The 12,966-nt window shown below is 63.3% G+C and carries 11 protein-coding genes; 5 read left to right on the top strand and 6 right to left on the bottom strand.

The genetic code is table 11. The features are described from left to right. Positions 1-86: 86 nt before the first annotated feature. The 5 genes from AC1RT2_RS17110 (at position 87) to gmk (ending at position 5,132) form a co-directional block, all read left to right on the top strand. Positions 87-1,670, top strand: a complete 1,584-nt coding sequence (locus AC1RT2_RS17110; protein ID WP_493103755.1) for an amino acid adenylation domain-containing protein — start codon at positions 87-89, stop codon at positions 1,668-1,670. After that, positions 1,667-3,151 (top strand): hypothetical protein, encoded by a 1,485-nt coding sequence (locus AC1RT2_RS17105; protein WP_493103753.1) that lies wholly within the window; start codon positions 1,667-1,669, stop codon positions 3,149-3,151. Before AC1RT2_RS17110 ends, AC1RT2_RS17105 begins: the two co-directional genes overlap by 4 nt. Before the next feature lies 1 nt (position 3,152). Then, positions 3,153-3,404, top strand: coding sequence for a phosphopantetheine-binding protein (locus AC1RT2_RS17100; RefSeq protein WP_493103751.1), 252 nt, complete (start codon positions 3,153-3,155; stop codon positions 3,402-3,404). Positions 3,405-3,581: 177 nt separating this feature from the next. After that, positions 3,582-4,469 (top strand): YicC/YloC family endoribonuclease, encoded by an 888-nt coding sequence (locus tag AC1RT2_RS17095; RefSeq protein WP_493103749.1) that lies wholly within the window; start codon positions 3,582-3,584, stop codon positions 4,467-4,469. 3 nt (positions 4,470-4,472) lie between these two features. Continuing rightward, a complete protein-coding gene (gene gmk, locus AC1RT2_RS17090) occupies positions 4,473-5,132 on the top strand; it encodes a guanylate kinase (protein ID WP_493103747.1) in 660 nt (219 codons plus the stop codon). A 23-nt stretch (positions 5,133-5,155) separates the two neighbouring features. On the opposite strand, the gene rsmA is transcribed toward gmk, so the two are convergent. From rsmA to lptF, 6 genes are all read right to left on the bottom strand, one after another. After that, on the bottom strand, positions 5,156-5,983 hold the full coding sequence (rsmA, locus tag AC1RT2_RS17085) for a 16S rRNA (adenine(1518)-N(6)/adenine(1519)-N(6))-dimethyltransferase RsmA (protein WP_493103745.1): 828 nt from the start codon (positions 5,981-5,983) through the stop codon (positions 5,156-5,158). After that, a complete protein-coding gene (pdxA, locus tag AC1RT2_RS17080) occupies positions 5,983-7,017 on the bottom strand; it encodes a 4-hydroxythreonine-4-phosphate dehydrogenase PdxA (RefSeq protein ID WP_493103743.1) in 1,035 nt (344 codons plus the stop codon). The genes rsmA and pdxA overlap by 1 nt, the downstream gene beginning before the upstream one ends. Before the next feature lie 58 nt (positions 7,018-7,075). Beyond that, the gene (locus AC1RT2_RS17075) at positions 7,076-8,014 is read right to left on the bottom strand and encodes a peptidylprolyl isomerase (protein ID WP_493103741.1); all 939 of its coding nucleotides are present in this window, start codon (positions 8,012-8,014) and stop codon (positions 7,076-7,078) included. A 136-nt stretch (positions 8,015-8,150) separates the two neighbouring features. After that, positions 8,151-10,502, bottom strand: coding sequence for an LPS-assembly protein LptD (locus tag AC1RT2_RS17070; protein ID WP_493103739.1), 2,352 nt, complete (start codon positions 10,500-10,502; stop codon positions 8,151-8,153). Further along, a complete protein-coding gene (gene lptG, locus AC1RT2_RS17065; protein WP_069059250.1) occupies positions 10,502-11,581 on the bottom strand; it encodes an LPS export ABC transporter permease LptG in 1,080 nt (359 codons plus the stop codon). Before lptG ends, AC1RT2_RS17070 begins: the two co-directional genes overlap by 1 nt. Continuing rightward, positions 11,578-12,759, bottom strand: coding sequence for an LPS export ABC transporter permease LptF (lptF, locus tag AC1RT2_RS17060; RefSeq protein WP_493103736.1), 1,182 nt, complete (start codon positions 12,757-12,759; stop codon positions 11,578-11,580). The genes lptG and lptF overlap by 4 nt, the downstream gene beginning before the upstream one ends. Positions 12,760-12,966 lie beyond the last annotated feature (207 nt).

The raw sequence follows: 12,966 nt of genomic DNA, 5'->3' as shown, positions 1-12,966 counted from the left end.
GATTTCGGGTGTTTTGGGAGGCGAATGTAAAGAAATAAGGCCTACAACCGGCGGATGCGATCAATCGACGGGGTTCGAAATACCCGATGCCTGCTGCGATGAACATTGCCAGCCACGTCTTCCGGCACAGCCATGCGTGTCCGAATGCGCTCGCGCTTTCCGTGGCGGGCGTGGACCTATCCTATGAGGCGCTCGCGGCCCTGTCCCGTCGCATCGCTGGCTGCCTTGCGCCCGCCCGGCGTACCGGCCGCGTCGGCATCCTGGCCTCCCGCAGCCTCGCGGCCTGCTCCGGCATTCTGGGCACGGCCTGGTCCGGCGGCACCTATGTTCCGCTCAATCTGAAACTCCCGGAAGAACGGCTCGTCCAGCTTCTCGACACGCTCGATCTTGATGCGCTGGTGGTGGATGCGCGCGGCGCGGCGATGCTGACGCCGGGTGTGGAGGAACACCTTCCGGCAACGATCCTGCTTGCGGCGGATGCCCGTCTGCCCGCTGCCCCGGACGGCCGAACCGTCCTCCGCCTCGACGCCCTGCCGGATGGCGGACCGGCCGAGCCGGTGAACATTCCCGACGACCACCTTGCCTATATCGAGTTCACCTCCGGCACGACGGGCGTTCCGAAGGGCGTCATGGTGCCGTCGAGCGCCGTCAACCACTACCTCGCGGTCATGCAGGCCTGGTTCGGCTTCACGCCGGAGGATCGAGCGGCGGAAACCTGCGACATCACCTTCGACCTCTCGGTGCACAACATGTTCCTCGCCTGGCAGGCAGGCGCCTCGCTGCATGTGATGACGCCGCTCCAGATGGTGGCACCGGCGCGCTTCATCCGCGATCGGCAGATCACCACCTGGCTTTCCGTGCCGTCGGTCATCGCAATGATGCGGCAGAACCGGACGCTCCAGCCAGCCTCGCTGACGAGCCTGCGCATCTCGATGTTCTGCGGCGAGCCGCTGCCGGTGGGCGCTGCGCGCGCCTGGGCGGAGGCAGCACCCAACAGCATCGTCGAGAACATCTATGGTCCGACCGAAGCCACCATCGCCTGCCTGCGCCAGCCGGTCGTCGAACCCGTCGTCGTGACGCCCACACGCGAGATCGTGGCGATCGGCTACGCCTATCCCGGCATGCGGGCCGCGATCCTCGACGCAGGCCTGAAGCCGGTCGCAATGGGGACTGCCGGGGAAATCGCGCTTTCCGGCAAGCAGCTTGCGCACGGTTATTTCGGGCAGGAAGAGCTGACCGCAGCGCGCTTCCCGCTCATCGATGGCGAACGCTGGTATCTGACCGGCGATCTCGGCATGGAGGCAGAGGACGGCACGTTCCACCATCTCGGCCGCATCGACAATCAGGTGAAGGTCATGGGCAACCGTGTCGAGCTGGAGGAGGTGGAAATGCATCTGCGCACCGCCTCCGGGTCGGATCACGTCGCCGCCGTCGCCTGGCCCGCGAGTGCCGGCTCGGCCAGCGGCATCGTCGGCTTCGCTGTCGGCGCGGCGCTGGAAGGGCCTGCGATCCGTGACGCCCTGCGGGCGAAACTCCCGGCCTACATGGTTCCCTCCGCGATCCACCTCATCGAAGCCCTGCCGCTGAACAGCAATGGCAAGGTCGACCGCAAGGCACTCTTCGCCGACCTCGACGCGGGCCGCTTTGCCACGCGGGAGGACGCGGCATGAGCGAGACCGCGTCGTCGCAGGGTCACGTCCGCCCCGGTACTCTCGGGCAGGCGCTGGCGCTGCGTGCCGCCTGGCTCGGCATGGACAAGGCGCCCGCGGCCATCGCCTTCGCGACGAGCATGAAGGGCATCGTGCTGCTGCATGTCGCGGTCTTTCTGGTGTTCTGCACCACGCGGCCCGGCCCCGGCAGCATGCTGATCGTCGCCCTCGGCCTTGCCGGTTGCGCTGCCTTTCCGGCCCGGCGCACGCTGGTCATCGGCCTCACGACGCTGTTTTTCATCATGCTGCGGCCGACGCGCTCGGAGGAGCTCAGCGATTTCCTGCGCCGGGAGATGGATCTGGTCGGAACCATCGACCAGCGCATCCTCATTGCCGGCGCGGGCATTGCCTTCCTCGCCTTCGGCATCGCGGCGCTGCGCCTGCAATCGACCTTTCGCACGACGGCGCCGGGCCGCCATCCCGTCCTGACGATGATGCTCGTCTTCTTCGCTATCCTGGCGGTGCCGCTCTCCGGTCTTCTGCCCGTGAAGTTCGCGGCGGAGGTCTGGCTGTTCCTGGCGGCGCTCGCCTCCGGCTTCTGGTGCATCGCCTATGCGCTGGCCGACCAGAAGGTGAAGCAGACCACCAATCCGCTTCCGCGCGTCGCCTTCTTCCGGCCGTTCTGGGAGGGACCGACGCTGCCGATCGGCAAGGGTGCCGGTTTCCTCGCGAAATTCGAGGCGAAGGACGAGACCGCACTCGCCGTTACCCGCCTCAAGGGGCTGAAGCTTATCGTCTGGGGCGCGCTGCTGGCCGGCGCCGATGTCGCGGCCCGCAACGTTCTGAACACAGAAGCCGGCGTGCCGGTCCTGGCCGATGCCATGGCCGCCGCCGCCAAGGGCGCGCCGCTTCCGGCCGCCCTGTCCTGGGCCGCGCTCGTGGTGCACTATCTCCTCGATATCCTGCACCTTGCAGCCTGGGGCCATATCGTCGTGGCGCTTATCCGCGTCGCCGGCTACGGCATTCCCCGCAATACCGTGCGCCCGCTCGCCGCGCGCAGCCTGGCGGAGTTCTGGAACCGCTACTACTTCTATTTCAAGGAACTGCTGGTCGATTTCTTCTTCTATCCGGCCTTCCTGCGCTGGTTCAAGAAATACCCGCGCCTGCGTGTCGCTTTCGCCACCTTCTGCGCGGCGTGCTTCGGCAACTGGCTTTTCCATTTCATGGGCCGCATCGACATCCTCGCGGTAAACGGGATTCTGCCGGGCCTGCGGGCCTTCGAAAGCTATCTTCTCTACTGCGTCGTACTGGCCGGCGGGCTGATCGTGTCACAGCTTCGCAACCGGCGGCCGAAGCCGGAAGACGGATTTCTGCGCTACGATGTCCTGCCCCGTCTTCAGGTCGGCCTGTTCTTCTGCCTGCTCACCATCTTCAACGAACCCATCGACGCGTTCACCATCGGCGAACGCTTCGCCTTCCTTTTCAGCCTGTTCGGAGCCTGACATGAGCCTTTCCACCGTGGAACGACTTCGCACCGCCGTCACCGGCCTGCTCGCAGCCCGCGGCGACCGCGATCCTGTGCGCGACGACGAATCCCTGTTCATCACCGGACGGCTGGATTCGCTGGCGGCGACCGAAATGATCATGCTGCTGGAACAGGATTTCGAGCTGGATCTCGCCAGCGCCGATTTCGACGTCTCCGCCCTCGACACGATCACCGACATCACCGATCTCATTTCCCGCGCCCGCAATTGACGCCGCGGCGGCTGGCAGCGTCGCTTTGATGTGGATCGCTGTCGTTCCGTCGGTTCTTGCCGTTTCCAACCCCGCGAAAGTGCTTCACTTTGGGGGATGAATTCGCGCATCGCGCGTTCCGGCTGACCCATTTCCGATTTGATTCATACCGCGGTGGGGCGCCGACTGGAGGATGACATGACATTACAATCGATGACCGGCTTCGCACGGGTCGAGGGAACGAGCGGACGCAGCCGCTGGGCGTGGGAGCTGCGCTCGGTCAATGGCAAGGGCCTCGATCTTCGACTTCGCCTTCCCCCCGGCCTCGAAGCGCTGGAGGCCGATGTGCGCCGGCTTGCCGGCGAAGCCTTTTCGCGCGGCAACGTGCAGATCGGCCTTGCGACGAGCGTCAGCGAAGCACAGGTCGAGGCCGTGGTGAACCAGGGTGCGCTTGCCGCCGTGCTGGCATTGCGCGACCAGCTTGCCGGCATCGTGGATCCGGCGCCGCTGAAGCTCGACACGCTGCTCGCCGTTCGCGGCATCGTCGATTTCCGCGAGGCGGAGGAAAGCGAAACGGAGCGGGCCGCGCGCGACAAGGATATCAAGGCAGGCCTTGCCGAAGCGATCCGCTGTCTTGCCGACATGCGTGGCAAGGAAGGCGCCGCACTCGCCGAGGTCCTGCTGGGTCAGGTTGCGCGCATCGAGGCGCTGACGCAGACCGTCGAGGCTGATCCTTCGCGCAGCGTGGCGGCGATCGCCGAGCGGCTTTCTGCGCAAGTGGCGGTGCTCATGCAGGGCACGACGGCGCTTGATCGTGACCGGCTGCACCAGGAGGCGGCGCTGCTCGCCACCAAGGCGGACCTGCGCGAGGAGGTCGATCGGCTGAAGGCGCATGTCGCGGCCGCGCGCGAACTCATCGCGGAAGGCGGGCCGATCGGGCGCAAGCTCGATTTTCTCGCACAGGAATTTAACCGGGAATCGAATACGATCTGTTCCAAGTCGAACGCTGCTGCTGTAACGGCTGCAGGTATCGAGCTGAAGGTCGTCATCGACCAGTTCAGGGAACAGGTCCAGAATCTGGAGTAGGCCATGGCCGAGCCGTCGAAACATATCCAAATCGAACGTCGCGGGCTCATGCTCGTCATCTCTTCGCCGTCCGGGGCCGGCAAGTCGACAATCGCCCGCAACTTGCTGGAGGCAGATCCGGGCCTCAGCCTCTCGGTGAGCGTGACGACGCGCCAGCGCCGCGCCAGCGAGATCGCCGGCCGCCACTACCATTTCATCAACCATCGCGAATTCGAGCGCCTACGCGATTCCGAGGCGCTGCTGGAATTTGCAGAGGTGCACGGCAACTTCTACGGCACACCGCGCGAGCCGGTCGAGGAGGCCATGTCCACCGGCCGCGACATGCTCTTCGACATCGATTGGCAGGGCGCTCAGCAGCTGCAGGAAAAGATGCCGGCGGACGTCGTCTCCATCTTCATCCTGCCGCCGTCGATGACCGAACTGCAATCGCGCCTGCATCGCCGCGCCGAGGATACGGAAGAGGTCATCCAGACGCGCCTTGCCAATTCCTGCGCCGAAATCGAGCATTGGCGGGAATATGACTATGTCATCCTCAACGACGACCTCTCGGTGGCCTTCGACGCCGTGCAAAGCATCGTCAAGGCCGAACGCCTGCGCCGCGACCGTCGCCACGGGCTCTTCGAGTTCGTGACCAAGCTGGTGACGGAAAAGCCTGTTCTATAGGTGAGGAGAGGCGGGCGCCTCGTTCAGAGCGCGTTCGCCAGCCGCACGAATTCTTCCACGTTCAGCGTTTCGGCCCGCCGCTGGGGGTCGATATCGGCGCGTGCAAGCAGCGCCTCGCCGCCGAGCGATTTTACGCTTTGGCGCAGCATCTTGCGGCGTTGGCCGAAGGCGGCGTGGGTGACGCGTTCCAGCGCGCTGACATCGCAGGCCAGGGGATTGGCAATGGGCTCCAGGTGCACGACGGAGGAGGTCACCTTCGGCGGCGGCGTGAAGGCCTGCGGCGGTACGTCGAAGGCCATGCGTGCGTCTGTACGCCAGCCGCAGAGCACGCCGAGGCGGCCATAATGGTCGTCATTGTCCTCAGCGACGATGCGAAGGCCGACCTCGCGCTGGAACATCAGCGTCAGTGAGTCCCAGAAGGGTGGCCAGGTCTTCGGCAACAGCCAGTTGACCAGCAACTGCGTGCCGACATTGTAGGGCAGGTTGGCAATGATGCGTACGGGCTCGCCCGGCGCCAGCACCTCGAAGTCCGTCTTCAGAGCATCGCCTTCGATGACCGTCAGGCGACCGGGATAGTGGTCCGAGATTTCCGCGAGCGCCGGCAGGCAGCGGGCATCGCGCTCTATAGCGATCACCCGCTTGGCGCCGAGCGCAAGGATCGCGCGTGTCAGACCACCGGGGCCGGGGCCGACCTCGATGACGGTATGGTTTTCGATGGGGCCGGCCGTGCGGGCGATCTTCTGCGTCAGATTGAGATCGAGCAGAAAGTTCTGCCCGAGCGCCTTCTTCGCGTCGAGTCCATGGCGCTGGATGACATCGCGTAGCGGCGGCAGTCCATCGAGTGCGGCCATTATGCGCGTTCCCTTGTCGTCCGCTCGTGGGTGCCAAGCGCGTGGGCGAGCCGGATGGCGGCCAGCAGGCTGTCCGGCTTGGCAATACCCTTGCCGGCGATCGCGAAGGCGGTGCCGTGGTCCGGCGAGGTGCGGATGAAGGGCAGGCCCAGCGTCGCATTGACGGAATCGTCGAAGCCGAGCGCCTTAGCCGGGATCAGCGCCTGATCGTGATACATGCAGATCGCAACGTCATAGGTCGCGCGGGCGGCATCGTGGAACATCGTGTCGGCGGGCAGGGGGCCGACTACGTCGATGCCGGCAGTCTTCAGCCGCTCGACGGCCGGGCGTACGATTGCCTCGTCTTCCAGCCCGATGGTTCCGGTTTCTCCGGCATGCGGATTGAGTCCTGCAATGGCGAGCCGCGGGCGGGCAATGCCGAAACGCTGGCGCAGGTCCCGCTCGGTGATCGTCGCGGTTTCGACGATCAGTTCCTGTGTCAGGGCCATCGGGACGTCCTTCAGCGGGATGTGAATGGTAACGGGCACGCTACGCAGTTTTGGTCCGGCCAGCAGCATGACGGGAAGCGCCGCCTTGCCGGTCGCCTTCGCCGCGAGATCGGCCAGGAATTCGGTATGGCCGGGAAAGCCGAAGCCGGCGTCATAGAGCACGGCCTTGGCAATCGGGTTGGTCACGATTGCGGCCGTGCGGCCGGCGAGCGTCAGCGCGACTGCCGTTTCGATGGCGCCTGTAATGGCCGCCGCATTGCGGGAATCCGGTCTGCCCGGTGTGACGGCTTCGCTGCAATCGCAAGAAAGGACAGGCAGCGCGTCGGAAAACAGCCGGATGGCCTCTTCCGGCGTTGCGCTCGCGACAGTGATGTCGAGACCGAGCGCTGTGGCGCGCTCACGCAGCACCTGCGCATCACCGACGAAGAGAAAGGGCGGCAGCGAGAGGGCATGACGGTTCGACCAGAGGGCGAGCATGATATCCGGTCCGATCCCCGCCGGATCGCCCATGGTGAGCGCCAGCGGAGGCATGTTCGTCATCGTCATGGGACCTTGCCGTCAAGCGGTTGCGAGGGGCGGCGGGTGGCCGCCCGTCAAGTCGGGATCAACGTTCGGTGATGGTCGCCTTCTTGCGCAGGTCGGCGAGGTATTTTTTGCTGTTTGCGTCTTCTTCGCCGCTTTTCTCTTTGCCGATGTCCTCGGCGCGGAAGACCATTTCGGCAGCCACGTCGTCATTGACCTCCCGCTTCTTGCAGATCGCGAGATATTCGACGCCACGTTCCGTAACGCGGGTGCCGGTCGTCATGCCGTCGGTCTTTTCGATGAGCGGCTTCCAGTCGGCGGGCATTTCAGGTGCCAGAACGCGGCCGAGGTCACGGATCGAAACATCCCGCATCGTTGCGGCAAAAACCTTGGCCTGGTCGCAGCCCGGGAATTTTGAACGTGAGGCTTCCGCCTCCTGCTTGCGCTTGCCGAGAATGGCGTTGCGCTTCTTCTCCGGCACGACGAAGATCACCTGCTTGAGGAAGTACTCGGTAGTGACAGGCTTCTTGCCGCCATTTTCCTGCATGCGCTGCATCAGCGTCTTGCTGTCGGCGCCGGAGCCGTAGCGGGCATTGACCAGGCGCGGCCAGCTCATCTGCACGGCGATATATTGCTTGAAATGGTCGACGCCGACGCCAGCCTGATTGAGGATCTTCGCCATCTGCTCCGGCGACATCTTGTTGGAGGCCGCAAAACGCGCGAAGGCGGTGTCCACGTCGCTGGTGCTGACGGAGGCCTTCGCACGCAGAATTTCACCGCGCTTCAGAGCGTCGTCGATCATCTGCTCGCGGGCCAATGCACGCACATTGCCCTTGGTACGTTGCAACTTCAGAAAGTTGGCGCGGCTTTCGACGTCGCCGGAGGTGATCGGCGTGTTGTTGACGACTGCGACGACCGAGCTTGCGGCCTGGACGGTGCCGGCCGGAAGCGTCAGCGTCACGGCAGCGGCCAAGGCCACGCCCATCATCATGGAACGTACCAGAGATTGTCTGCCCATCATGCCAGTCCCTTTCCCAAACCCGTTTCCACAGCCGTCGGTCTGCGTCCGCTCTGCACGCGCACGTTTTCCCGGCAGTGACTCTCCCGGATGTGCATAATACATGCGGCCAAACGATGACAAGAGCGGAGCGATGCTCTCACTCGAAGCCGGTCAGCGTCGTATCGCCGACATGGATGTCACCCAGTGTGCGGAACATCAGGCGCGCGCCGATCGACCAGTCGTTTGCCGTGCTGCTGGATTTATCGCGTGTCTGCTCGTAGACGATCGAGAAAACGGTGTCCCGGTCGTCATAGGAAAAGCCGATGCCATTGCGCGACAGGCTCTTGCTCTTGAGGTCATAGGTGAGCGAGCCGAATACCGACCAGTAGTCCTTGAATTTGAAGGCCGCAGCGCTCTGAAGTTCGCTGGCGTTCTTCGCCAGGCCGTAGTCCGGCTGTGCGGCGATTCGCGTATAGGTGAGCTCGGTCTCGAAGCGGGCACCATCGAAGCGCAGCGACGTATCGGACCGGCGCACCGACAGGTCGTCCTTGTCAAGCCGCGCGCTGGATGCAACCGAAAGGCCGTTCGGCAGGTCGATACCGGCCATGCTGACATAGTCGGACGTGTCGGTTTCGAGGCCGGAATTCGCGCCGGCATTCACCAGGTCGTCGGTTGCGAACGAGTTCACGCCGCCGAGATGGAAGGACTGGCCGATGATGCTGCGCAGGCGCACGCCATTGTCGAATGTGCCGGTGTAGCGCAGGCCAAGATTGGCGCGCGATCCACCCTCGATACGGTCGAAGCCGGAGAACTTGTCGCGCTCGAACAGATTGGTGGCGTCGAAGACGAAGCTCTGCGAGTCCTCGTTCGGAAGCGCCCCGGCAAGGTCTTCGTCCGGTCGAGCATAGATCTGAGCGATCGGCTCGAAGAGATGCGTGCTGTAGTCAGTCGTCGCCAGGATCGGGTAGCGTGCTTCGAGGCCGGCGGTCAGCATAGCGCGGGTCGCGCTGTTGTCGCCTTCGTAGTCGCCGGAGTAACCCTTGGGCGACGTCATATCGAGGCGCAGCATATCTCCCCGCGCCGCCAGCATCGGGGTCAGCACGAGGCCGCCGGGCACGATAAACTGACGCTTCCATTCCACTTCGCTGCTTAGCCGCGTCGTACCGCCGGCAAGCCCGCGGAACCGATCGCTGCCAGGTTTGCTATCGGTTTTGCCCACGTTGTAGAAATCTTCGAGATCGCGCTGAACGTTGGTGATGTTGGTCGTAATGCTGAGTTCACCGCCAAGCACTGACTGCGGCACGATATATTCGTGGTCCAGCGTCTGGGCAATCGCCTGCTTGCGCTCCAGCTTGTCCACTGGATCCGCATCCTGCACGTCGAAATAGAAGGCGCGCAGGTCGAAGCTGTTGCGGCTGCCGAGACCGGACAGGTAGAACTGGTTGGTGTGGATACGATCGTCCAGGCCATCCAGGTCATAGGTGCGCGAGAAATTGTTGTCGGTCTGCACCATCACATCCCAGCCGAACGCCCAGCGGGGATTGATCTTGAAGTTGCCCTGCGAGGCGACCATGCCGCGGAAGTCTTCGTACCGGTCGCTCGTACCACCCGTAAAAACGCTGGGGTTCGTTTGCTGGATGCCGGCGGCGCGCAAAGTCACCTGGCCGTTGTGAAAACGCTTGCGGAATTCGCCTTCGAGCAGAAAACCCTGGCGGGTCAGCACGGTGGGCGAGAGCGTCGCATCCATGTCCGGTGCGATGGCGAAGTAGTAGGGTGTCGTAACGCCGAAACCGAGCTTCTGCTCATAGCCGAACTGCGGAAACAGGAAGCCGCTCTTCCGCTTGACCGTATGGTCCGGCACTTCCAGCACCGGAATATAGGCGATCGGCCTGCCGAACATCTCGAAGCGGGCACGCTCGAGCCGGATCGTCTTGGTCCGGCCGTTCTGCACGACGCGCTCGGCCTTGATTTGCCAGAGCGAGCGATGCGTCGGGTTCGTGGCGCAGGGCGTGCATGCGGTATAGACGGCATGGTTGAGGATCATTTCCTCGCCGTTGACGCGCTCGCCGCTGGTCGCCGCAAGTTTGGTGAGGTCGGTCGTCTCGATGCGCAACGCATTGACGAAGCCATTGGCGAAATCGTCCGACAGGTCCATCTCATCGCCATAAATCCGGTTGCCGGTCGGTTCGATGAGTTCGATATTGCCGTGTGCCGTCAAGCGGCCGGTGTTCTGATTGTATTCGACCTGGCGGGCGACGAGCCTGTAGCCGCCATAGTTGATCTGCACCGCGCCGCGGGCGATCACCTTTTCCGTATCGTTATTATAGACGAGTTCGTTGGCAGCCAGGATGAGCTTGGCGTCATCCGGAATGTTCGGTTCCATCGTCCGGATGTCGGGTGCCTGGGCCTGCGCGGGCAGGACAACGGCGGACACGAAGGCGCCCATGGCCGCACCTGCAAGCAGGGCGGCTTTCGACCACCAATTCGTTTTGCGGGCGCCTGCCGCCACTAGCCGTCCTCCTGATGCAGAAGAATAGTCGCACCCAACGACATTGCGACGACCACTGGGAGCCAGGCCGCAACAAACGGAGGAACAACACCGCTGCTTCCAAATGCCTTCACAAGCACGGTGACGACATAAAGCATGAAGCCAGACAGGATTCCACCCAGAATCACCGCACGCGATTGATTAAACCGGCTAAATTTCAATGACACACAGGCCGCGATCAGCGTCATCGCAACCAGGAGAAGCGGCAGCGACAGCATGGAGTGGAACTGCGTTTCCATGGCGTTTGTGGGGAAACCGAACGACTTCGCCGCCTCGATCTTCCGTCCAAGGCTCAAAAATGGAATGGATTCAGGCTTTTCGAGGCTTTCCTGAACGAATTCCCGTTTCAGGTTGGTACGAAGTTGCGCCTCCTTGAGACGGACCGGCAATTCTCCGATCCGCGTTTCGTTGACGTTGTTAAGCAGCCAGTAACCATCTTCCAAGGTTGCCGATTCGGCATCCTGGCGAAGTGCGATGCGGCCATCGGTATCGAAGTGGATGACGGTGACGTTCAAAAGCCGCGTGCCGTCGTCGAGCAGCGCCTTGGCGCCGATGATCGCCTGGTCGTCGCCGTAGATCTGGCGGATCCACGGCACGGCGTTTTCCGTGCGCGAGACGGTGGCGCCCCAGCTTGCCTCCACTTCCTGTGCCTTCTTGCTGCCCCAGGCGGCGATCGGACTGATGATCAGCACCGCCAACACCCCGAACAGGAAGGCGCCGACGACGAAGGGACGCAGGAACTGCCAGACGGAAATGCCGGCAGCGCGCGTGACGACCAGTTCGTAGCGCCGGTTCAGCGAGATCAGCGCCGCCATGCCGGCAAAGAGCGCCACGAAGGGCACGGTCTGCATCAGGATCATCGGAATGCGCAGCGCCGTGACGAGCAGGCCGCTGGTCAGCGTATAGCCCGGCAGCGAGCCGATGCGGTTCGACAATTCGCTGAAATCGATGATGAAGATCAGCGAGAAGATGCCGAGCAGGAACCAGATGGTGGTCACGATGTAGCGGCGGAAGAAGTAGAGGCCGAGGGTCGGGATCATGGCTGGCCGCCTCCGGTGGGTGTTGAGCCCGCCCGCGTGAAGCGCGCCAGCACCCGGTCGCGCATGTCCGTGAGCCGTTCGCCCAGCGTCATCGGGATGTCGAGGCTCTTGTTGCGGCCAAGGAAGCGGATCGCCAACGCCGCGGTGACGATTGGAATGAGATACATGATGGGTATGAAATAGACGGACTCTTCGGCGTTGTTGGATGCGTAGAAGCTCAGCCAGCGCACGAAGAGTGCCGTCAACAACGCCGTGAGCATCGGATGCACCCGCGCCTCGCGATGCGAGCGGGCATCGGCGCTGACGACGAGCGCGATCAGGCCGAAGACGGCGGGCAGGAGCCATTCCGTGAAGCGGCGATGCAGCTCGGCGGTAAAGGCGCCCGGATTCTTCTCGAATTGCGGATCCTTCGGATCTGGATCCAGCAGGTAAAACAGGTCGCGATCCTTGGCGCGGATGTTCGATTTGCCGAGGCTCTGCGTAAGGTCGGTGAGGTCGAAGGCATAGGAATCGAACTTGATGATCGAGACATCGCCGTCCGGCAGCTTGCGATGCACCTCGCCGTCCTTCATGACGAGCGCCGAGCTGTTTTCGTCCACCGCACCTTCGCGGGCATAGTAGACGAGTTCGAAGCGCGGATCACGGGTATCGGCAACGAAGAGGCCGCGCAGCACGCCGCCGTTGCGGCGCTCCGCCACCTGCACATAGAGGCCGTCGGCAACCTTGCGGAAGGTATTTTCCTGCACGACGGCGGAGAGCATGTCGGCATGGGCTGTGGCGATCATCTTGCGCACAGCGACACGCGAATAGGGTTCGGCGAAGTTGTCGACGGCGAAGGACACGAAGCTCATCGCGATTGCGAGGATCATGACGGGGCGGATGATGGTGACGCGCGAGGCACCGGCCGAATTCAGCACCGTCAATTCCGAATCGGAATTCATCACGGTCAGCGTCTGCGACACGCCGATGACGAGCGCGAAGGGCAGGATGATCGGGATGACCGAGGGAATGATCAGCGTCGCGAGCTTCAGGAAGGCGAAGATCGACTGGCCGCTGTCCGTAACGAGGTTGACGCTGGCCAGCGCCTGCGTGACCCAGACGATTCCGAGCAAGGGCACGAGCGTGGCGACGAACATGAGCGACGCCCGCCGCAGGATATAGCGCTCGATCAATTTCATCGTTTCGTCCGCGTTTCCGACAAGCGGCTCCGGTGTCGTGCTAGGGCACCCGTCGGAACAGCCATGGGCATATAAGCTTTCTTCAGCCGGATGCTATAGCCAGGAGTCTCCACTCCGATGGAAAATTTATGGCGAACAAGCATGCTTAACCTTCTGTAAACAAGGTGACGCATCTTGCCAAGCGCCGCAAAAGCGACAAGGAATTGA

It is taken from the genome of Shinella sp. GW821-FHT11G07 (genome assembly GCF_058808115.1).
Note: the sequence above shows the minus strand (reverse complement) of the source record. Positions and strands in the feature narration are given on the sequence as shown.